This window comes from Streptomyces sp. 7-21 (assembly GCF_016741785.1).
GTDB lineage: Bacteria > Actinomycetota > Actinomycetes > Streptomycetales > Streptomycetaceae > Streptomyces.
The window spans coordinates 41255-61953 of sequence record NZ_JAERRL010000008.1 but is presented as its reverse complement, the minus strand read 5'-3'; the positions used below and the strand labels follow the sequence as shown (position 1 = coordinate 61953).

The 20699-nt window shown below is 74.3% G+C and carries 15 protein-coding genes; 9 read left to right on the top strand and 6 right to left on the bottom strand.

The window, feature by feature from the left end; genetic code table 11:
* Positions 1-167 precede the first annotated feature (167 nt).
* Together JK356_RS12430 and JK356_RS12425 are read left to right on the top strand one after the other, a co-directional pair.
* On the top strand, positions 168-2795 hold the full coding sequence (locus tag JK356_RS12430) for a bifunctional FO biosynthesis protein CofGH (protein ID WP_201867741.1): 2628 nt from the start codon (positions 168-170) through the stop codon (positions 2793-2795).
* On the top strand, positions 2792-3910 hold the full coding sequence (locus tag JK356_RS12425; RefSeq protein ID WP_201867740.1) for an ADP-ribosylglycohydrolase family protein: 1119 nt from the start codon (positions 2792-2794) through the stop codon (positions 3908-3910). The genes JK356_RS12430 and JK356_RS12425 overlap by 4 nt, the downstream gene beginning before the upstream one ends.
* Before the next feature lie 41 nt (positions 3911-3951).
* Here JK356_RS12425 and JK356_RS12420 read toward each other — a convergent pair whose 3' ends face one another.
* Positions 3952-7074, bottom strand: coding sequence for a UvrD-helicase domain-containing protein (locus JK356_RS12420; RefSeq protein WP_201867739.1), 3123 nt, complete (start codon positions 7072-7074; stop codon positions 3952-3954).
* 230 nt (positions 7075-7304) lie between these two features.
* Between JK356_RS12420 and JK356_RS12415 the strand changes: the two genes are divergently transcribed.
* Positions 7305-8738: a cytochrome P450 gene (locus tag JK356_RS12415; protein ID WP_201867738.1), complete on the top strand. Its 1434-nt coding sequence runs from the start codon at positions 7305-7307 to the stop codon at positions 8736-8738.
* Between the two features lie 118 nt (positions 8739-8856).
* On the opposite strand, the gene JK356_RS12410 is transcribed toward JK356_RS12415, so the two are convergent.
* Entirely contained in the window at positions 8857-10167 is a 1311-nt protein-coding gene (locus JK356_RS12410) for a cytochrome P450 (RefSeq protein WP_201867737.1), read from the bottom strand.
* Between the two features lie 162 nt (positions 10168-10329).
* On the opposite strand from JK356_RS12410, the gene JK356_RS12405 reads away from it, so the two are divergent.
* Positions 10330-11265 (top strand): SMP-30/gluconolactonase/LRE family protein, encoded by a 936-nt coding sequence (locus JK356_RS12405; RefSeq protein ID WP_201867736.1) that lies wholly within the window; start codon positions 10330-10332, stop codon positions 11263-11265.
* A 56-nt stretch (positions 11266-11321) separates the two neighbouring features.
* On the opposite strand, the gene JK356_RS12400 is transcribed toward JK356_RS12405, so the two are convergent.
* Both JK356_RS12400 and JK356_RS22210 read right to left on the bottom strand, forming a co-directional pair.
* Positions 11322-13142, bottom strand: coding sequence for a multicopper oxidase domain-containing protein (locus JK356_RS12400; RefSeq protein ID WP_201867735.1), 1821 nt, complete (start codon positions 13140-13142; stop codon positions 11322-11324).
* Between the two features lie 321 nt (positions 13143-13463).
* A complete protein-coding gene (locus JK356_RS22210; RefSeq protein ID WP_201867734.1) occupies positions 13464-14138 on the bottom strand; it encodes a DUF4232 domain-containing protein in 675 nt (224 codons plus the stop codon).
* 177 nt (positions 14139-14315) lie between these two features.
* On the opposite strand from JK356_RS22210, the gene JK356_RS12390 reads away from it, so the two are divergent.
* The 3 genes from JK356_RS12390 to JK356_RS12380 all read left to right on the top strand — a co-directional run bounded on the left by JK356_RS12390 (position 14316) and on the right by JK356_RS12380 (position 16409).
* Positions 14316-14612 (top strand): SelT/SelW/SelH family protein, encoded by a 297-nt coding sequence (locus JK356_RS12390; protein WP_201867733.1) that lies wholly within the window; start codon positions 14316-14318, stop codon positions 14610-14612.
* A gap of 357 nt (positions 14613-14969) precedes the next feature.
* The gene (locus tag JK356_RS12385) at positions 14970-15533 is read left to right on the top strand and encodes a helix-turn-helix transcriptional regulator (RefSeq protein WP_201867732.1); all 564 of its coding nucleotides are present in this window, start codon (positions 14970-14972) and stop codon (positions 15531-15533) included.
* A gap of 33 nt (positions 15534-15566) precedes the next feature.
* Complete coding sequence (locus tag JK356_RS12380; protein ID WP_201867731.1) at positions 15567-16409, top strand: M23 family metallopeptidase; 843 nt, start codon at positions 15567-15569, stop codon at positions 16407-16409.
* Here the strand turns inward: JK356_RS12380 and JK356_RS12375 are convergent.
* Positions 16344-17282: a LysR family transcriptional regulator gene (locus JK356_RS12375; RefSeq protein WP_201867730.1), complete on the bottom strand. Its 939-nt coding sequence runs from the start codon at positions 17280-17282 to the stop codon at positions 16344-16346. The two genes, JK356_RS12380 and JK356_RS12375, sit on opposite strands and share 66 nt — an antisense overlap.
* A 92-nt stretch (positions 17283-17374) precedes the next feature.
* Between JK356_RS12375 and JK356_RS12370 the strand changes: the two genes are divergently transcribed.
* Positions 17375-18610, top strand: a complete 1236-nt coding sequence (locus tag JK356_RS12370; protein WP_201867729.1) for an MFS transporter — start codon at positions 17375-17377, stop codon at positions 18608-18610.
* Here JK356_RS12370 and JK356_RS12365 read toward each other — a convergent pair.
* The gene (locus tag JK356_RS12365; RefSeq protein WP_201867728.1) at positions 18585-19802 is read right to left on the bottom strand and encodes an erythromycin esterase family protein; all 1218 of its coding nucleotides are present in this window, start codon (positions 19800-19802) and stop codon (positions 18585-18587) included. The two genes, JK356_RS12370 and JK356_RS12365, sit on opposite strands and share 26 nt — an antisense overlap.
* A gap of 69 nt (positions 19803-19871) precedes the next feature.
* Here JK356_RS12365 and JK356_RS12360 point away from each other — a divergent pair, with 69 nt between their 5' ends.
* Positions 19872-20675 (top strand): TioE family transcriptional regulator, encoded by an 804-nt coding sequence (locus tag JK356_RS12360; RefSeq protein ID WP_201867727.1) that lies wholly within the window; start codon positions 19872-19874, stop codon positions 20673-20675.
* Positions 20676-20699 lie beyond the last annotated feature (24 nt).

Sequence of the window (20699 nt, the reverse complement as noted above, 5' to 3'; positions counted from 1 at the left end):
CGGCTCCTTCCCTTGTGTGTCCCCGGCATCGGCGGCTGCGATGTGACCACCGTCACATGGTCGGGTGCCGGGGCGGGGAAAACCGCGCCGAGCGGCCAGTACACGCCGGTCGGCGTGCCCGACTCGTCCCATATCCCGGCGTGAGGGGTCGCTCTTATGCTCGGGGCATGACTTCTGCGACGGACGGTCCGCCAGCCAACGCCATGCGGCGCGCGCTGCGCCGGGCCCGCGACGGGGTCGCCCTGGACGCCGCCGAGGCCGCGGTGCTGCTTCAGGCGCGCGGCGAGGACCTGCGGCAGCTGGCGGCCACGGCGGCGCGGGTGCGCGACGCCGGGCTGGCGGAGGCCGGGCGGCCCGGAGTGATCACGTATTCGAAGAAGGTGTTCATTCCGCTGACCCGCCTCTGCCGGGACCGGTGCCACTACTGCACGTTCGTGACCGTGCCGGGCAAGCTCCGGCGCGATGGCCACGGCATGTTCCTCTCCCCGGACGAGGTGCTCGCCATCGCCCGGCAGGGCGCCGGCATGGGCTGCAAGGAGGCCCTGTTCACCCTCGGTGACAAACCCGAGGACCGCTGGCCCGAGGCCCGCGAGTGGCTGGAAGCCGCCGGTTACGCCTCCACGCTGGACTACGTGCGGGCCATGGCGATCCGGGTCCTGGAGGAGACCGGGCTGCTGCCGCACCTCAACCCCGGCGTGCTGACGTGGACCGACCTCCAGCGGCTCAAGCCGGTCGCGCCGTCCATGGGCATGATGCTGGAGACCACCGCGACCCGCCTGTGGTCCGAGCCCGGCGGGCCGCACCACGGCTCGCCCGACAAGGAGCCCGCCGTCCGCCTGCGCGTGCTGGAGGACGCGGGCCGCTCCAACGTGCCGTTCACCACCGGCATCCTCGTCGGCATCGGCGAGAACTGCACCGAGCGCGCCGAGTCGCTGCTGGCGCTGCGCCGCGTCAGCCGCCTCTACCACGGCATCCAGGAAGTCATCATCCAGAACTTCCGCGCCAAGCCCGGCACGGCCATGCGCGCGGCGCCCGACGCCGGGATGGACGAGCTGGCCGCCACCATCGCGGTCGCCCGGATCATCCTCGGCCCGTCCGCCCGCATCCAGGCCCCGCCGAACCTGCTGGACGACGAACGCGGCGACGTCGCCCGCCTGATCGCCGCCGGCATCGACGACTGGGGCGGCGTATCCCCGCTCACGCCCGACCACGTCAACCCCGAGCGGCCCTGGCCGCACATCGACCGCCTCGCCGCGCACACCGCCGCCGCCGGGTTCACCCTCGCCGAACGGCTCACCATCTACCCGGAGTTCCTGCGGCGCGGCGAGCCGTGGCTCGACCCCCGGCTGCGGCCGCACGTCACGGCGCTCGCGGACCCGGACACCGGCCTGGCGCGCGCCGGCGCCATGCCGCGCGGCCTGCCCTGGCAGGAGCCGGACCAGCCGCTCACCGCCACCGGCGCCGGCACCGGCAGGACCGACCTGCACCGCACTATCGACACCGAGGGCCGCACCGCCGACCGGCGCGACGACTTCGACGAGGTCTACGGCGACTGGGACGCGCTGCGCGAACTGGCCGCCGCGCAGGCCGGTTCCGGCGTGACCCGGCTGGACACCGAGGTCCGTGAGGCGCTGAGCGTCGCCGCCGACGACCCGACGCGGCTGACCGACGACCAGGCGCTGGCCCTGATGACCGCCGACGGGCCCGCGCTCGACGCGCTGTGCCGCATCGCCGACGACCTGCGGCGCGACGTCGTGGGCGACGAGGTCACGTTCATCGTCACGCGGAACATCAACTTCACCAACGTCTGCTACACCGGCTGCCGTTTCTGCGCCTTCGCGCAGCGCCGCACCGATGCCGACGCCTACACCCTCTCGCTGGAGCAGGTCGCCGACCGCGCCGCGCAGGCGTGGCAGGCCGGCGCCGTCGAGGTGTGCATGCAGGGCGGCATCCACCCGGACCTGCCCGGCACCGCCTACTTCGACATCGTCCGCGCCGTCAAGGAGCGGGTCCCCGGGATGCACGTCCACGCGTTCTCCCCGATGGAGATCGTCAACGGCGCCGCGCGCACCGGCATGCCGGTCCGCGAGTGGCTGACCGCCGCGCGCGAGGCCGGTCTCGACACCATTCCCGGCACCGCCGCCGAGATCCTCGACGACGAGGTGCGCTGGATCCTCACCAAGGGCAAGCTGCCGGCCAGCACCTGGGAAGAGGTCATCACCACCGCGCACGAGCTAGGCATCCGCTCCTCGTCGACGATGATGTACGGGCACGTGGACGAGCCCCGCCACTGGGTGGCCCACCTGCGCACGCTCGCCCGCATCCAGCGGGCCAACAAGGAGAAGGGCGTTGCGGGGTTCACCGAGTTCGTCACCCTGCCGTTCGTCCACACCAACGCGCCGGTCTACCTCGCCGGGATCGCCCGGCCGGGACCGAGCCACCGCGACAACCGGGCCGTCACCGCCATGGCCCGCCTCCTGCTCCACCCCCACATCCCCCACATCCAGACGAGCTGGGTCAAGCTCGGCACGGAGGGAGCCGCCGAGATGCTCCGCTCCGGCGCCAACGATCTGGGAGGCACGCTGATGGAGGAGACCATCTCCCGCATGGCCGGCTCCACCTACGGCTCTTACCGTTCCGTCGCCGACCTGCGGGCCATCGCCGACGCCGCGGGCCGCCCCTCGCGGCTGCGGACGACCGACTACGGGCACGTGCCCGAGGAGCGGGAGCGCACCGCCCTGGCCGCCGACGGCCACCTGCCCGGTCTGCTGCCGCTGGCGGAGGTGCGGGGATGACGTCGCCGGTGGGCGGCGCCCTGTGGGGGCGCGCGGAGCAGCAGGACTTCCGGTCCCGGGTGCGCGGCTGCCTGCTCGGCGGCGCCATCGGCGACGCGCTGGGCGCCCCCGTGGAGTTCCAGTCGCTGTCCGAGATACGCGAGCAGCACGGCCCCGAGGGGCTCACCGACTACGCCCCGGCGTACGGCAGGCGCGGCGCCGTCACGGACGACACGCAGATGACGCTGTTCACCGTGGACGGCCTGATACGGGCGCACGTCCGCCGCGACACCGGGGCGTGGCATCCGCCGACCGACGTGCACCAGGCCTACCGCCGCTGGTACACCACTCAGCGCGAGTGGGGTCCTGACGAGCGGCGCGCGGGCGACGGCTGGCTGGCCAGGCAGGAGTGGCTCTACGCGCAGCGCTCTCCCGGCCGCGCCTGCCTGACGGGCCTGGCCGATGCCGTGATGGGCACGGTCGAGCGGCCGAAGAACCCGGACTCCAAGGGCTGCGGCACGGTGATGCGGTCGGCGCCGTTCGGGCTGCTCGTCGGCTGGGAGCCGCAGCTCGTCTTCCAGCTGGGCATCGAGTGTGCCGCCCAGACGCACGGCCACCCCACCGGCATGCTCGCCGCCGGGGCGTTCGCGGCGATCGTGCACGCGCTGGTGCGCGGCGACTCGCTGGACGCGGCCGTGCAGAAGGCGCTGGCGCAGCTGGCGACCCGGCCCGGGCACGAGGAGACGACCGACGCGCTGCGCCGGGCGCTCGGCGCCGTGCGGCAGGGCATGCCGAGCCCGGAGCGGGTCGAGTCGCTGGGCGAGGGCTGGACGGCGGAGGAGGCGCTGGCGATCGGCGTGTACTGCGCGCTCGTCGCCGAGGACATGCGGCACGGGCTGCTGCTGGCCGTCAACCACGGCGGGGACTCCGACTCCACGGGCTCCATCTGCGGCAACCTGCTGGGCGCGCTCCACGGCGAGACGGCGCTGCCGCCCGCCTGGCTGGCCGAGCTGGAGGGCCGCGCCGCCATCCTGGAGCTGGCCGACGACTTCGCGATGGAGATGACGCAGGGCCCCGCGCTGCACGGGCCGGGCGACTCGGCCCGGGTCTGGCTGGAGCGCTACCCGCGCGGCTGACGCCCGCGCCCGCATCGCGCTGTGCGCTGCCGCCGCAGCCGCTACAGCAGCCGCAGCTGCGTGGAGCGGCGCGGCCTGGGGACGCCGGGGGAGACCCGCTGGCAGAGCGTGGCGTCCAGCCCGTCCAGGAACGGCGAGGGCCGGGCGCGCCGCACCGTGCCGTGCACCGCCCGCTCACCGGCGTGCGTGAGGATCAGCCGCCGCTGTGCCCGCGTCATCCCGACGAACAGCAGCCGCCGCTCCTCCGCCTCTGCCTCCGGGTCGGGGTCGGAGCCCGGCCACCGCAGCGGCAGCAGGCCGTCCTCGCAGCCGACGATGAACACCACGGGGAACTCCAGCCCCTTGGAGGCGTGCAGCGTCAGCAGCGACACCCGGTCCGCCCGCGGGTCCCAGGTGTCCACCTCGACGCCCAGGGCCAGTTCGTCACGGAACCGCGCCAGATCGCTGCCGCACCGCTCGGCCAGCGGCCGCAGCAGGTCGGCGGCGGCGCGCAGCTCGGCTGCGTTGCTCTCCGGGGTGCTTTCCGGGGTGCTCTCCGGGGCGCCGCGCCGCAGCAGGTCGTCCACCGCGCGCCCCAGCAGGGCCGTGACCGGCCCGTCACCGGACATGGCCGCGACCAGCGGGGCGACGCCGGGCCGGTCGGCGAGCCGGTCGTGGGAGCGTTTCTGGAACGGCAGCCCGGTCCGGGTGAACGCCTCGGCCAGTGCCCGCGCCTGCCGGTCGGTCCGGTACAGCACCGCGAAGTCGGAGAACCCCAGGCCCCCGCCGCCCTGCTCGCCCGGTTCGGTGGCGTCGACGCGGCCGCTGTCGAGCGAGTGGAACGACGCGCCGCCCAGCAGCCGTTCGACGGTGCGGGCGACGAACGACGCCTCGGCGTGCTCGTCGGCCGCCGCGTGCAGGGCGGGCAGCGTCCCGCCGTGGCCGCCCATGGGCCGCAGCTGCCGCCCCGGCGCGAGCGTCGCCGGCTCGACCACGCGCAGCGAGGCCGCCAGGACCGGCGCGGCGGAGCGGTAGTTGCGCGTCAGCGTGACGGTGCGGGCGCCCGTGAAGTCCTCGGTGAAGCGCAGGAAGAAGCCGACGTCGGCGCCGCGGAAGCGGTAGATGGCCTGGTCGGGGTCGCCGATGGCGGTGAGGTTGCCGCCGGGCGGCGCGAGCAGCCGCAGCAGCCGGTACTGCCGCTCGTCGACGTCCTGGTACTCGTCCACCGAGATCCAGCGGTACCGCTCGCGGTAGGCCGCGGCCAGTGCCGGGTCGCCGGACAGCAGCGCCAGCGGCACGTCGATCAGGTCGTCGAAGTCCACCAGGTCCTGGGCGCGCAGCGCCTTGCGGTAGACCTCGCCGCGCTCCTCGTCGCCGCACCCGGCCGCTACCTCGGCCTGCCGGGCCTGGTCGGCGATGCCGAAGTCCGCGCTCAGGCCGGCCCGTTCGTGGTGTTCGCGCAGGATTGACAGGCCGAGGGAGTGGAACGTCGCCACGGTCAGCCGGGGCGCGTGCGCGGGCGCGAGCGCGGCGAGGCGCTCGGCCATCTCCGCGGCGGCGCGCCGGGTGAACGTGATCGCCAGGCACTGTTCCGGCGGCACGCCGCGCTCGCGCACCAGGTGCGCGATGCGGTGCGTCAGCGTGCGCGTCTTGCCCGTGCCGGGGCCGGCGATGATCAGCAGCGGGCCCTCGCCCGCCTCGGCGGCGCGCCGCTGCTCGGGGTCCAGCCCGTCGAGCAGCGAACCGCCGGGCGTGCGTGCCGGCGCGGGGGCGGGCCCGGGCGCCGGGGCAGCGGCGGGCGGCTCGGGGCGCCGGGGCGCCGGGATCCGGGCGCCCGCCGGGCGCCTTGCGGAGCGGCGCGCGGGCGCGCGCGACGGCGCCTGCGGTATCGCTGCGTCGTCGAAGAGCGAGGGCGCCGGGGCGGGAGTTAACCGGGCCAGCTCGCCGGGCTCGAAGAGCCGGATCGTGCCGTACTCGCCGTCGTACCCGGCCTCGCGGATGACCTGCCCGCGCCGCAGCCGGGCGACGGCCTCGCCCAGCGGCGCGGAGTGGCGGGCGATGTCGTCCACCGGGACGTCTTCCAGGATGGCCAGTTCGGGCCCGAGCGCGGTGGTGAGGGCGTCGATCTCCCGGGCCACGCGCTTGCTCTTGGGGCCCACGCCGAGGATCTCGCCCATCACCTCGGGCAGCGGCACCAGGCTGCGGAACGGCGGCGCGCCGCTGGGCCGGTACCCCTCGGGCCGGTCGGCCAGGTCCTCGACGCGGCTGAGTACGCCGACCGTCAGCGGCTTGCCGCACACCGGGCACAGCCCGCCGCGCTCGCGGGTCTCGGCCGGCTCCAGGCGCACGCCGCACTTGCGGTGCCCGTCGGTGTGGTACTTGCCCTCCTCGGGGAAGAACTCGACGGTGCCGGCGTGCCCCTGGCCGGTTTCGAGCGCGCGCCGCAGCGCGAAGTAGTCCAGCTCGCAGTCGAAGACCGTCGTCTCCCGGCCGAGCATGGGCGGGGAGTGGGCGTCGGAGTTGCTGACCATGCGGAAGCGGTCCAGGCGCGAGACCCGCCAGTTCATGGCCGGGTCGCTGGACAGGCCCGTCTCCAGCGCGAAGATGTGGTCCGACAGGTCGGCGTAGCAGTCCTCGATCGCGTCGAAGCCGGACTTGGAGCCGAGCACCGCGAACCACGGCGTCCACACGTGGGCGGGGACCAGGTAGGCGCCCTCGCCGCACTCCAGGGCGATCTCCAGCAGGTCGCGTGAGTCCAGGCCGAGGATGGGGCGGCCGTCGGAGGTGATGTTGCCGATGGCGCCGAGCCTGCGGTTGAACGCCTCGGCCGCCTCGAAGTCCGGCATGTAGATGAGGTGGTGGACCTTGCGGGTGCGCTCGGCCCGCTTGTAGATCGTGGAGATCTCGACCGACAGCATGAACCGCACCGGCCGGGCCGCCAGCGCCGGCGGCAGCGTCCGGGCGATGTCACGGTCCAGGTCGTCCCGCAGCCGGAACAGGCCGGGCTCCGCCGGGACCAGCGACTCGCGCAGGTGGGCGAACCAGGCCGGATGCGTGAAGTCTCCCGTGCCGACCAGGGAGATGCCCTTGCGGCGGGCCCACCACGTCAGGTGCTCCAGGTCGCAGTCCTTGCTGCACGCCCGTGAGTACTTCGAGTGGATGTGGAGGTCGGCATGGAATCGCATCAAACCGCATCTTCCCACACCGCGCCGGGCGTTCCTCACACCCCGGGGGCACGGCGTCACCGACCGCTACGGGGCGCGGGCGCGGGGAGCGCGGGAGGCCGGGTTGCGACTGTTCGCACCGGGGCACGGGCGTTTAGGCTGCCCGCGCGAACGAGCCACCCTCGTCGCACAACTGAACGTGCATCACGAGACCGTTCCGCGCGGAGCCCCGCGCAAGGAGAAGACATCTCATGGAATCGCACCTGCCGGAGTCCCCACGAACCGCCTCCGCTACGCCGAGGCTGGAGACGATGGACGTCGAGCCGCTGATGACCCGGGACTACGAGACGCGGCCCGCGTTCGTCTACGAGCGGCTGCGTGCCAAGTACGGCCCGGTAGCGCCGGTGGACCTGTACGGCCTCAAGATCTGGCTGGTGCTGGGCTACCAGGAGGTGCTGGAGGTCCTGCGCAACGAGAACCAGTGGAAGAAGGACCCCAAGCACTGGAAGGCGCTCCAGGAGGGCCGGGTGCCGCCGGACTGGCCCATGCTGGCGGCGTACCAGGTGAGCCACACGCTGCTCCAGGACGACCAGCAGCGCAAGGAGTCGCGGGCCGCGATCGAGGCCGCGCTGCGGCCCTACCAGGACCCGGGGCAGCCGCAGGCCGCCGAGCTGGAGGCGGCGGTGGCGCGGCAGACCGACGAGCTGATCACCTTCTTCGCCGACGGCGGCACCACCGGCTGGGCCGACCTGAGCGCGGAGTTCGCCCGGCCGCTCCCGCTGCTGGTGATCAACCGGCTGTTCGGCTTCCCCGTCGAGCAGACGGACGACATCTTCATGGACGCCTGGCGGATGATGGACTCGGGCCCCGACGCGGCCGAGGCCATCGGGCGGCTGAACACGGCGACGTCCCAGCTCGCCGCGTACAAGCGGAAGAACCCGGGCGACGACCTGACCAGCCGGCTTATCGAGGCGGGTCCGCACCTGTCGGACGAGCAGATCGGCCTGGAGCTGTACGCCATGCTGATCTACTCCGACCACATCACGCAGTCGATCACGCACACCGTGCTGGAGGTGCTGACCGGCAACACCCGCGCTCAGGCGAGCCTTTCGGTCGGCACGTTCCACGAGCTGGTCAACCGCGTGCACATCGCCTCGCCGCCGTGGCGCAACCTGGCGCTGCGGTACCCGGTGTCCGACGTGGTGCTGGGCGACTTCCACATCGCCGCCGGGGACGTCGTGATGCCCTCGGTCGCCGCCGCCCACGGCGACCCGATGTTCGCCAAGGCGCTGAACGACGACTCCGTCATGAGCACCCGGGCGCACCTGGCGTGGGGCGCGGGCCCGCACCAGTGCCCGAGCCGGGACCTCGCCGAGATGGTGTCGACCACGGCGGTCAGCCGCCTCTTCGAGCGCTGCGACCTGGAACTGGGCCTGCCGGTCGACCAGTTGCCGTGGCGCTCGTCGTCCTACATCCGCGGCCTGAAGTCGTTCCCCGTGAAGTACACGATGCGGCAGCTGCCGCCCGGCGCGCGGCCCGACCTCAGCACGCCCGTCACCCCGGCGCCGGCGGCCGAGCCCGGCGGCGGCGAGCCGGAGAGCCCGGCGCAGCCGCAGCAGCGGCCGCGGTCCCGGCTGTGGCGCTTCCTCGCGTCGCTCCGCGGCGGCGCCAACCCGCGCAACTGACCGCGCGGCCCGGCGGCCTGCGCTGTACCCCCGCCCCGCCCGTACCCGGCACCGGGAAGGCATCGCGTCGCCCGCGCGATGCCCGGAACGGGCGGGGCGGGGGGCCGCCCCGCCGCCGTCAGGGCCGGTCGGCGGGCACCGGGTTGGCCGCCGGGTCCCACTCCACCCACAGCTCCCTGGGGCCGCGGAACGAGGTGTTCGGCAGGTAGGAGAACGTCTGCCCCTCGACCAGCCGCATGTGCGGCAGCCGCCGCGTCAGCTCCTCCAGGAAGATCCGCATCTCCAGGCGGGCGAGCGTGGCGCCCATGCAGATGTGCGGGCCGAAGCCGAACGACAGGTGCCGGTTGGCGTTGTCCCGGTCGATGTCGAACGCGTCCGGGTCGTCGAACACGGCGTCGTCGTGGTTGGCGGAGGCGGTCATCAGCAGCAGCTTGGCGCCCGCGGGCACGCGCACGCCGCCGATCACCGTGTCCTTGCGCGCCTGGCGGCGCCACGACACCACCGAGCTGCTGTACCGCAGCGACTCCTCGACGGCCTTCGGGATCGCCTCGGGCTCGCGGCATATCCGCTCCCACACCTCGCGGTGCTCCAGCAGCGCGCGCAGGGCGTTGCCGCTGGCATTGGTCGTGGTCTCGTGCGCCGCGACCAGCCCGGACATGGCGGTGGTCTGGAGGTCGTTGTCGCTGAACAGCGACGGGTCCCGGCGCTGCGCGCGGATCAGGTGCGGCAGCCAGCCGGGGGTGTCGTCCGTCAGCGTCCGCTTCAGCTTCTCGACGAGCCCGCCGGCGAACTGCCAGTACTGGCCCATGCCGGTGGCGACGCGCTTCTGCTCCTCCAGGTCAGGGCGGCCCCAGGTGAAGATCGTCTGCTCCATGCTGAACCGGCGGCAGACCTGGATGTCCTCGTCCGGCACGCCCATGAAGATGAGCGCGATGGTGTTCGGCGCCTCGTGGAAGAGACCCGCGACCAGGTCGGCCTTGCCGGCGCGGACGAAGCGGTCGATGCAGTGGGTGACGACCTCGCGGATGCGGGGCACCAGCCGCTCCACCTGCTTGGCCTTGAACGGCTCCTGGTGGGCGGCCCGTCGCACTGGGTGCTTCGGCGGGTCCTCGTTGGCCAGGGACTTCCCCGCGTTGAACCCGTAGTGCGCGAGGATCTGCACGGCTTCCTCGCGCAGCGGCACGAGCTGGTCGAGGGCGATACGCGCCGAGAAGGTCTCCGTGTCCTTGAAGATCTGTTTGACGTCCTCGTACCGGGTAACGATCCAGTAGTCCAGCTGCGGGCTGTAGAAGACCGGCTCCTCGCGGCGTGCCCACGCCAGGGACACCGCCGGGTCCTCCTGATAGGGGCCCTGGAAGAAGTCGAAGGTCGCCGCTCTGTGGGAAACGGGACAGCCGGTAGGAGTCAGCTGTGGCTGATGAGACGTCATGTGCTCTCCTGTGAGCGCTGTTTGCGGTGCGACGTTCAACCTCTTTCCCAAGGCGTGCACTCAGATAATCGGTTTGGTGGCAAAGAGTTGCCTCCGTCATAGGCCCGCGCCGCGCCGCCCAGGGCTTGACCCGCCCCGTGCCCTGCTGTCCACTGGGCGCTCATGAGGCGCCACGACGTATACGAGGTCTTCGACGAGCGGTTCAGCGACCGCACGCGTCACGCACCCTGCGACGCGGGCGACCGGGAACTGGAACTCCTCCACGAGGGCAGCCGCTGGGCCGAGGGCCCGCTGTACGTGCCCGCCGGCCGGTACCTGCTGTGGAGCGACATCCCCGCCGACCGGCTGATGCGCTGGGACGAGACCACCGGCCAGGTGGGGGTCTTCCGCGAGCGGGCGGGCTTCCCCAACGGCAACACGCTCGACGGCCAGGGGCGCCTGATCACCTGCGAGCAGGGCAACCGCCGCGTCACCCGCACCGAACACGACGGCTCGATCACCGTGATCGCCGACCGGTACCAGGGCAAGCGGCTCAACAGCCCGAACGACGCGGCGGTCACCTCCGACGGCGCCGTGTGGTTCTCCGACCCGGACTACGGCATCATCAGCGACTACGAGGGCCACCGGGCGGAGAGCGAGATCGGCTCGTGCGATGTGTACCGGGCCGACCCGGTCACCGGGGAGGTCCGCCGCGTGGCCGACGGCTTCCAGGGACCGAACGGCCTGGTGTTCTCCGCCGACGAGTCCCGGCTGTACGTCTCCGACAGCCGCGCCGGCCACATCCGCGTCTTCACCGTGCGCGAGGACGGCACCCTCACCGGCGACCGGGTCTTCGCGACCTGCCGGGACGCCGTCAACGGGCGGTTCGACAACATCCGCCTCGACTCGGCGGGCCGGCTCTGGGCCGCCGCGCTGGCCGACGGCGTGCACTGCTATGACCCGGACGGCACCCTGCTGGGCCGGATCGTCGTGCCCGGCGTGGTCGCCAACATCCGCTTCGGCGGCCCGCGCCGCAACCGCCTCTTCATCGCGGCCACGACGCGGATCTACTCCCTGACGATGAGCACCACGGGCCTGCCGCCGCTGCCGGGCCGCTGAGCCGGGGGCCGGGCGGCGCCGCGCCGCAGCGGGGCGCCGCCCAGCCCGGGCCGGCCTCAGCCGTGGCCCGTGCCGTGGCCGGCGTTGTGGTCGAAGACCGCGACCTCGGGCGGGGTGACGGTGAAGACGCGCATCATGCCCATGTCCTCGTGCTCCAGCAGGTGGCAGTGGTACATGAAGCGCCCCTCGGCACCCTCATACGGGCCCAGCACACTGACCATCTCGCCGGGCGGCACGATGACCACGTCCTTCCAGCCCTGCTCGTTCGGCGGCAGCGGCACCTCGGCGCCGGGCGAGGCGTCGGCGGTGACGGGCTCCGTCGTGCCGCCCGCCGCCGGGTCGAAACCGGCGGTGGTGTACCGCTCGCGGCTGAGCACCTGGAACGACGTCAGGTGGATGTGCATCGGGTGTTCGGGGCCGCCGAGGTTGAGGAAGCTCCACTGCTCGTAGTCCCCGCGCACCACCTTGAACCCGAGAGCGTCGTCGAAGGTCCGGGCCGTGCGGCGGTAGGTCCGCGTCGTCCCCTCGGCGCCGGTGACCTGGAGGACGCCGTCTGACGGCACCGTCACCGAGTCCGCCGGGACCTCCGTCATCTCCCATATTTCCGGGTGGCCCTTGCCGCCCACCGTTCCCGGCGGTGTGAGGACGACCAGCCGGTGCCCGTGCGGGATGTCGTGCGTCAGCCGCCGGAACGAGCGGGCCAGCACGTGCGGCAGCGTGAACCGGTCGCGTACCGGGCGGGAGTCCACCCGGAACTCCATCACCTGCGGGAACGGCACGTCCTGATCGGGGGCCGGCTGCCCGGGCACCGCTCCGGCGTCCGGGACGTTCACCAGCCGCAGCCGCCTGCCGCGCAGCCGGGAGAAGTCCACCAGCAGGTCCATCCGCTCGGCGGGGGCGACCGTCAGCAGCGGCAGCTCCCCGTCGAAGTCGACGGCGACGGGAGCGGGCAGCAGCCCGCCGTCCGAGCCGATCTGCTTCACCGCGCCCCGGACCAGCTGCCCGTCCTCGTCGATGAGCGCCAGCCGGAAAATCCGCGAGTTGGCCGCGTTCAGCATCCGGAAGCGGCACCAGCGCGGCTCGACGTCCAGGTACGGCCAGATGACGCCGTTGACCAGCGTGAACGGGCCGGTGAACGGGATGGTCACCGGCTCCCCGGTCTCCGGGTCCGGGTCGGGCAGGCGCGGCACCTTGTGCAGCGTCTCGCCCGTGACCCGGCCCTGGGCGTCGGTTTCGAAGTTCCGGTCGCTCAGCAGCAGCGGGATCTCGTACGCGCCGCCCGGCAGCCGCAGCGCCCTCTCCTCGTCGTCCCGTATCAGGTACATGCCGGCGAGCCCGGCGTAGACGTTCCACCGGGTGATGTGCATCGCGTGGTCGTGGTACCAGAGCGTCGCCGCGCGCTGGTCGTTCGGATACTCGGTGAGCTGCGTCTCCCCGGCGGAGACGGCGTTCTCCGCCCAGCCGTCGTGGCCGCCACCGGTGACGGCGCCGTGCAGGTGCGTCACCGTCCAGCCGGGCAGGCCGGCGACCTCCTTGATCTCCTCGAAGCCGTCCTGGCGTCCCGGCACGGCCGTCGGCGGCGCGCCGTCGCCGAGCGGCTCGGTGCCCGCGGCCACCGGGTAGGCGCCTTCGAGACGGTTGGTCCAGGCCACCCTGATCCGCTGGCCGCGCCGCACCTCGATGGTCGGCCCCGGGAAGTGGCCGCCGTAGGTCCAGAGCAGGCTGGGCGGCAGTTCGGAGTGGAGCCGTTCCCACGCCGGCTCCAGCTCGATGGTGATGTCCTCGCGCGTCCCGCCCCGGCCCGGTCGCAGCACCCGCGGGATGCGCAGCGGGTCACGGAACGGCGTGAGCCCGTGCGCGTCGTCCTTTCCAGGCACGTGTGAACCCCCCTTGGTTCCCCCATGCCGCCGGCGGTATCCGGCGGCACCTCTCGCGAGAAGGACGAACGGGACAGCAGGAAGGTTGCGGACATTGTCTCAGTTAGTGCGCTAACAGGGGTCTTTCCGGCCAGTGCGGCGCCGGCCCGCGCGGCCGTTACCTCGCGGGAACCGCGCCGCCCCAGGTCCGGATCTGGCCGGAAACGGGCACCCGTGGAAACGGGCCGCCGCCCGGCTGCACAGGGGGAGCGGCCGGGCGGCGGAGCCGGAGAGGAGCCGGGGAGGAGCCGGGGGGGATCGAGGCAGACTGCGAGAGGGGGCTTACCAGGTCAGGGCGTCCTCCGGGTCGCTGAGCCAGTAGGACACGTACGCGTTGCCGGGCTCGACGTAGACCTCGCCGCCGGGCACGTCGAGTTCGACGGCCTCCCCGGTGCCGGTGCCGCTGTCGTCGATGAGCGTGACGTTCATGTAGTCGGTGGTCTGCCCGGAGCCGGAGCCGTCGGCGCTCGAGCTGCCGACCACGGCGTATCCGGCCTCGCCGGGCTGGAGCGTGACGACCGCCTGCGGCTTGCTCTCCTCGATCGGCTCGGGCAGCGGCGCCTCGGGATCCGAGGAGAGGGCGACCAGCGGGTACTCATAGAGCGAGCACGGCTCGTCGCTGGTGTTGGTGGCCGTCAGCAGCATGTGGTTGACCGGGCGGCTGACGCTCTCGGCGGTGATGGTCACCATGCCGGGCGTGCACGCGCCCCCCGCCTGGGCGCCGTCGTCCCCGGAGCCGCCCTGGTCTTCCTGGCTGCCCTGGTCTTCGCTCTGGTCCTCCTGGCCGCCCTGGTCTTCCTGGCCGCTCTGGTCCTGATCCTGGCTGCCCTGCTCCTGGCTCTGCTCCTGGGAGCCGCCGCCCTGGGAGCCCGTGGCCTCCTCCTCGTTGCAGGCCCCGAGCGCGAGCACCAGAGCGGACGTGGACAGGGCGGTGGCGGCGATACGGACGAGGCGCATGGGTGGGTTTCCTGTTCCGGTACGTAGTCGGTCTGTCAGCTTCGCGGCGTTATCTGTGGGTTGAGCCGCTGTCACCCTGTTCTGATCCCGGCCCCGCCGCAGAAGTTCGCGGGAGTTCGAGAAAATCTGGGCCGGCGGCAGAAGATGCCGCGGCATCCGCTATGTCCGGGAGTTCTGATGGCCCACACCGTGCGCATCACCTACTGCACCCAGTGCCGCTGGCTGCCGCGCGCCGCCTGGCTCGCGCAGGAGCTGCTCGGCACGTTCGAGGCCGAGCTGGCCGAGGTGGCGCTCGCCCCCGGCAGGGGCGGCGTCTTCACCGTCAGTGTGAACGGCGAGACGGTCTGGGACCGCGCCAAGGACGGATTTCCCGACCCGGCTGCGGTCAAGCGCCTGGTCCGCGACCGCGTGGCGCCCGGCCGCGCTCTCGGGCACGCCGACCGGGGCGGCCAGGACGGGCCCAGCGCTTCGTGAGCCCGCGGCCGGCCGGTGCCCAGGGAGCATCCTGCCGGTGACCTCCCGGGCGCAGCCGTCCATGCCCGCCTCGCTGTCGCTGCCGCCCGCAGGCCGGGGGGGAGCCCGCAGGCCGGGGCCGATCACGCGGGATCCGGCTGCGGCAGCGCGGTGGTCCGCGGTGACCCAGCGGCCGGTGGAACGGCTGCCCGTGGATGAGGACGACGGGCAGGCCGTCCCGCGGGCCCGGACGTCGCAGGGGAGGGGCAGGCCGTGCACCGTCATCCGCGCGCCATGCGGTACCCGTGCGCAGGGCTCCCCGCTGGCGCTCAGGAGGGCGCTTGCTCAAGTTAAACGTAATTACGTAAGATTTGGGTTATGGATCTGGAGGAACGCCTCACCGCGCTCGAGCGGCGGGTCGAGGCGCTGGAACGCGGGGCAGGCGAGCGGACCGGAACGGCCGGCACCGGCGAGGCGGGCCCGGCGCCGGCGGCGGAAGAGCGCGACGCCGCCGCGCCCGGCGGCGCCTTCTGGGCGCTGGAAGGGCTCAAGGAACGCCTGGCGGCCGACGGCTCCGCCCCCGGCGGCGGGGTGCTGTTCACTGGCGCTGTCCGGCTGCCCACCGGCGAGGAGTACGAGTGGCAGTACGGGCTGCCCACGCCCCAGCTGCTCGACGGCGACTGGACCGAGGCCGCCGAGGCGTTCGCCGCCCTGGGCCACCCCGTCCGCATGCGCCTGCTGCGCGAGGTCCTCGGCGGCCGCCGCAGCGTCTCCGCCCTCGCGGAACTTGCCGGCCTCGGCACGACCGGCCAGATCTACCACCACCTGCGCCAGCTCACCGCCGCCGGCTGGCTGCACACCCCCGGCCGCGGCCGCTACGAGGTGCCGCCCACGCGGATCGTCCCGCTGCTCGTGGCCCTGGCGACCACCGCGCGGACCTGACCGGAAGCGCCCGTGCCCGACCCTGGAGACACCATGCGCACGACCATCAAGGCGCTCTCGGTGCTCAGCCGGTGGTGCTTCCTTCTCGTCGCCGCCGAGTTCGCCGCCGGCTTCTTCTGGGACACGCCCCGCCTGGTGGGCTGGGTCCTGATCACCGCCTCGGTGGTCTTCCGGATGCTGGCCGCCCTGCTGGCCCGCCGCGCCGACCGCCGCGCACCCGCGCGCGAGCCGGCCGAGGTGGCCGCGCCCGTCACGGGCACGTGGTCCGCACTGAACAGCCCGGCCGACAACGTCCCCAGCCACGGCACCCGCGCCTACGGCCAGGCGTACGCGATCGACGTGGTCGCCGAGGGCGACGGACCCGGCCGCGCGGCCGGGGAGACCGCCCCGGCCCGGCCCGGCTTCGGCTGGTGGCCCGTGGTCCGCCGCAACCGGGACTTCCCGGCGTACGGCCAGCCGCTGCTGGCCGTCGCGGACGCCACCGTCGTCACCGCCACCGACTGGCAGCGCGACCACCTCAGCCGCAACTCCTACCCGGTGCTCGCCTACTTCTTCCTGGAGGCCATCCTCCGCGACCTGCTCTCGCCCCGCCTGGTGGTCGGCAACCACCTCGTCCTGGACCTCGGTGACGGCACCTACGCCCTGTACGCGCACCTGAAGCACGGCTCGCTGACCGTGCGGCCCGGCGACCGCGTCACCGCCGGCCAGCGCCTCGCCAGCTGCGGCAACTCCGGCAACACCACCGAGCCGCATCTGCACTTCCAGCTGATGGACGGCCCCGACCTGGACACCGCGCGCGGCGTGCCCTTCTCATGGCGCGGCATCGGCGTCCCAGCCGCCGGCGAGCGCTTCACCGCCGCCGCCCCCGCCGCCTGACCGGGCCGTCTCGGCCGCCACGGCCGCCGCGAACTCCCCCAAGGCGCGCGGCGCGTGCCCCCGGTGCCACACCAGCCCCAGCGCCGAGTCCGGCACGCCGGTGACCGGCACGAACGCCACGTCCCGCCGGCGGTGGTACTCGGCGGTCGGCTGGCACAGCAGCATCGCGCCGCGCCCCGCCGCGACCAGGCTCAGCCCTTCCTGCAGCGTGCTGACGCACGGGCCGCCGGCCGCCACCGGGGCCTGCGCCTGCCGCCAGTACCCGGGCGCCGGCTCGCCGGGCGCGATCAGCGGCGGCGCGCCACCGAGCTGCGCCGCCGTCAGGCCCGCCCGCGCCGCGAACGGGTGCCGCGCCGGCACCGCCAGCGCCCGCCGCTGCGGCGCGAACACCGGCCCCAGCACCAGGTCCGGCTCCGCCACGGGCAGCAGCACCACCGCCGCGTCCACCTCGCCCCGCCGCACCGCGCCGAACGGGTCGGCGAGCGGCAGCTCGCTCATCTCCACGCGCACCCGCGGGCGCTTGGCCTCGAACGCTGCCAGCGCACGCACCAGCCCCGCGTCGGCCGTGCCCTGGAACCCGATCCGCAGCACGCCCTCCTCGCCGCGCGCCGCCGCCCGCGTGGCCGCCACCACGCCGCGCAGCGCCTCGTACGCCGGGCGCAGCTCCGCCTCGAACCGCTCGCCGAGCGGCGTCAGCGCTACCCGCCGGCTCGTGCGCGCCACCAGCCGCGCCCCCAGGCGCCGCTCCAGCGCGCTCAGCAGCTGGCTGACCCGGCTGGCCGAGACGTAGAGCCGCTCCCCGGCGCGGCCGAAGTGCAGCTCCTCGGCGAGCACCAGGAAGCACTCCAGCTCACGGATCTCCAGTCCGCCCACGCCGCCGCCCTCCCGATCGTTGAACCTCGCTCATCCAAGGCTGAGAACTCCGGCGTTGTTCCCGGCCAGCGCCGCGCGCAGGCTGAAGTGCCATGTCTCACCCCGCTACCGGCACGCCCGCCCGCCGTCCGGCCGCCGTCCCGGCACTCGCCGCGGCCACCTTCTGCGTGGTCACCTCCGAGATGCTGCCGGTCGGCCTGCTCACGCCCCTCGCCGCGGGCCTGGGCGTCGCGGAGGGAACGGCCGGGCTCGCCGTCACCCTGCCGGGCCTGGCCGCCGCGCTCACCGCCCCGCTGCTGCCCGCCGCGCTGCGGCGCGCGGACCGCCGCACCGTGCTGGCCGGCCTGATGACGCTCCTGGCCGCGGCCAACGCCACCGCCGCCCTGGCGCCCGCGTTTCCGGTGCTGCTGGCGGCCCGGCTGCTGGTGGGCGTGTGCATCGGCGGTGTCTGGGCGGTCGCGGCCGGCCTGGCGGTGCGGCTGGTCCCCGGGCCGGCGGTGGCGCGCGCCACCGCGCTGGTCTTCAGCGGCATCGCCGTCGCCTCCGTGGTGGGCGTGCCCGCGGGCACGTTCCTGGGCGAACTGGCCGGCTGGCGCGCCTCGTTCGGTGCGGCCAGCGTCCTGGCGCTGCTGTCCGCCGCCGCGCTGGCCCTGCTGCTGCCCCGGCTGCCCGCCGAACGGCCCGTGCGGCTGCGGGAGCTGGGCGGTCTGCTGCGCGTCCCGGCGGCGCGCGCCGGGCTCGCGGTGGCCGCGCTGCTCGTCACGGGGCACTTCGCCGCCTACACGTATGTGCGCCCCGCACTGGAACGCGGTGACGGGCTCGCGGCCGAGGCCATCGGCGGGGTGCTGCTCGGCTACGGGGCCGCCGGCGTCGCGGGCACCTTCCTCGGCGGCATGGCCGCGGCCAGCGACCCCCGCCGCACGATGGGGGTGCTCAGCGCCGCGCTCGGCGCGACGATGCTGCTGCTGATCCCCGCCGGTGCCAGCGCCGCCGCCGCGGTCGCGCTCGTCGTCGTCTGGGGCCTGGCCTACGGCGGGGTGTCGGTCACCACCCAGAACTGGCTGATGGCCGCCGCGCCCTCGGCACGCGAGGCCGTCTCCGCCCTCTTCGCCGGGATGTTCAACGCCGCGATCGCGCTCGGCGCCCTGGCCGGCGGCCAGACCGCGGCACGCCTCGGCCCGGACGGGGCCCTGCTGCTGGGCGGCGCGCTGGCCGCCGCCGCCTTCGCCGTCACCCTCGCCGTCCGGCCCGCCACGGCCACGGAGGCCGGCAGGGCCGCCGGGCGCCAGGCGGGGGAGGCGGTCACGGCTCCGGCGCCACGTCCCTGACGAACACGACGCCGTCGATGCGCGGCAGATGGGCCGGGTCGAGCGGGGCGTAGCCGAAGTAGGCGGACACCCGGGGCGCGGGCGGCGCCTGGCCGGCCGCGCCCCGCAGCACGGCGGCCAGCTCCGCCGCCCCGACGAGACAGCGGTCGGCCCCGAACCGGTACAGCACCCCCTCCGCGGTGTCCGGCGGCGGCACGTCCACCCCCCGGTGCCGGAGCGTGCCGAGGGCCGTGGCCAGGAAGGCGTAGTCCGCGCCGAGGCGGTCGCTCACCAGGGCGCCCGCGCTCCACCACGCCACCGGCCCGCTGTCCATCGCCATGCTGCTGAGGTCGCGCTGCATGTGGCCGTTGTGCGCGCTGACCAGCCCCGGGCCCCGCTCGGCAAGGTCCAGCAGGTTGCCGGCCATCATGTGGTCCCGCACGCTTACCAGCCGCGTCAGGCGCGCCGGCGAGTCGTCGGCCATCCAGGAGTGGTACCGCAGCAGGCCCGTCGCCGTGCGCCCGTACCGCCGCGCCCGCTGCCAGTCCTCCGGCGGGGTCACCGCGCGCAGGTGCGGCGCCCGCTCCTCCAGCAGCGCCACCAGATCGTCGGCCAGCAGCCGCAGCCTGGCGGCCTCGGGCGACTGGCCCACCGACCGCGACGGGTCGCGCATCGCCTCCGGACGGGTCCACCGGGCGTCGGCGCCGAGCAGACGGTCCAGCTCGGCCGCGGCGCGGGGCAGCGAGGCGGCGTCCACGTGCGGCGCCAGGTAGTCCAGCAGCCCGGTCAGCGCCCGCCGGGGACTCGCGGCACCGGTGATCTCCAGCGGCCCGTCGAAACCGGCGAACCGGACCCGGTCCGCCTCGGGCCGGCCCTCGTTGAACGCGCGCATCCACCGCACCAGGGCGCGGTTGCCCGCCCACGCGCCCCAGCCGTGGCTGAACCCGCGCGCCATCGCCTCGTCCAGGGAGCACGCGCCCCCGGTGACGTAGTCGTCGACCAGCAGGCCGCTGAGGCAGTCGGTCTCCAGCGCGATGGTCCGGTAGCCCTCGTGCTCGACCAGCTGCCGGAACAGCTCGTTGCGCACCCGGAGCAGGGCCTCCTCGCCGTGCGTGGGCTCGCCCAGGGCGAGCAGCCGGGGCCGGGAGGGAAACAGCCGCATGACGGCGGCGGCCTCGACGCGGTGGGCGATGTCCGTGCTGCGAGTCACCATGCCTTCCACGCTATCGTTGAACATGCGGTGCAAACTTTTTCGCGACTACCCCAGGAATCAGCGGGTGTGATGGGGAAAAACCTTCAAACCGACGGGAAGCTCAGGCCGGTTGACCTGGCGCGCGGGCACGGCATTTCCGCGCAGGCGGTCAGGAACTACGAGGCGGCCGGGATCCTCCCGGCGGCCGGCCGCACGCGGCACGGCTACCGCGTCTACACCCCGCTGCACGCCGCCGCGCTGCGCGCGTTCCTCGCCCTGGTGCCCGGCCACGGCCACCAGACGGCGGCGGCCGTCATGCGGGCGGCGAACGAGGGCGACACCGCGGAGGCGCTCCGCCTGATCGACGTCAGCCACGCCCAGCTCCTCAGCGACCGCGGCACCCTCCAGGCCGTCGAGAGCGCCCTGCGTGACCTCGGCCGCGCCGCTGTGCCGGCGCCCGCCCCGCGGCGCGCACCAGCGGCGGGCGGCACGCACATCGGCCCGCTGGCGGCACAGCTCGGGATCCGGCCCGCCACGCTCCGCGCCTGGGAGCGGGCCGGGCTGGTGCGGCCCCGCCGCGACCCGCGGACCGGCTACCGCGTCTACGACGAGGCCGACGTGCGCGACGCGCGGCTGACGCACCAGCTGCGCCGCGGCGGCTACCCGCTGACGCGGATCGCCCCGGTGCTCGACCGGGTGCGGGCCGCCGGCGGCCTCGCGCCGCTCCAGGCCACGCTGCGCGACTGGCACGAGCGGCTGGCCGCCCGCGGCCGGGCGATGCTCGCCGGGGCCGCCGCACTGGACGCCTATCTCCGTCTCGCGGAAGAGAGTTCGCCCCACGCGAGCGTCAACACCCCACCCGTTGACGGCGCTAACGCGCGCACACCTCCCTGACCTGCGCGGAAGCGTGTACGGTGA

Bases quoted from the DNA above. Each gene is read 5' to 3' on its own strand.
- JK356_RS12390 (WP_201867733.1), top strand. From the start codon at position 14,316: ATGGCCCACACCGTGCGCATCACCTACTGCACCCAGTGCCGCTGGCTG.
- JK356_RS12380 (WP_201867731.1), top strand. From the start codon at position 15,567: ATGCGCACGACCATCAAGGCGCTCTCGGTGCTCAGCCGGTGGTGCTTC.
- JK356_RS12365 (WP_201867728.1), bottom strand. From the start codon at position 19,802: ATGGTGACTCGCAGCACGGACATCGCCCACCGCGTCGAGGCCGCCGCC.
- JK356_RS12425 (WP_201867740.1), top strand. From the start codon at position 2,792: ATGACGTCGCCGGTGGGCGGCGCCCTGTGGGGGCGCGCGGAGCAGCAG.
- JK356_RS12360 (WP_201867727.1), top strand. From the start codon at position 19,872: ATGGGGAAAAACCTTCAAACCGACGGGAAGCTCAGGCCGGTTGACCTG.
- JK356_RS12370 (WP_201867729.1), top strand. From the start codon at position 17,375: ATGTCTCACCCCGCTACCGGCACGCCCGCCCGCCGTCCGGCCGCCGTC.
- JK356_RS12420 (WP_201867739.1), bottom strand. From the start codon at position 7,074: ATGCGATTCCATGCCGACCTCCACATCCACTCGAAGTACTCACGGGCG.
- JK356_RS12415 (WP_201867738.1), top strand. From the start codon at position 7,305: ATGGAATCGCACCTGCCGGAGTCCCCACGAACCGCCTCCGCTACGCCG.
- JK356_RS12385 (WP_201867732.1), top strand. From the start codon at position 14,970: ATGGATCTGGAGGAACGCCTCACCGCGCTCGAGCGGCGGGTCGAGGCG.
- JK356_RS12430 (WP_201867741.1), top strand. From the start codon at position 168: ATGACTTCTGCGACGGACGGTCCGCCAGCCAACGCCATGCGGCGCGCG.
- JK356_RS22210 (WP_201867734.1), bottom strand. From the start codon at position 14,138: ATGCGCCTCGTCCGTATCGCCGCCACCGCCCTGTCCACGTCCGCTCTG.
- JK356_RS12405 (WP_201867736.1), top strand. From the start codon at position 10,330: ATGAGGCGCCACGACGTATACGAGGTCTTCGACGAGCGGTTCAGCGAC.
- JK356_RS12410 (WP_201867737.1), bottom strand. From the start codon at position 10,167: ATGACGTCTCATCAGCCACAGCTGACTCCTACCGGCTGTCCCGTTTCC.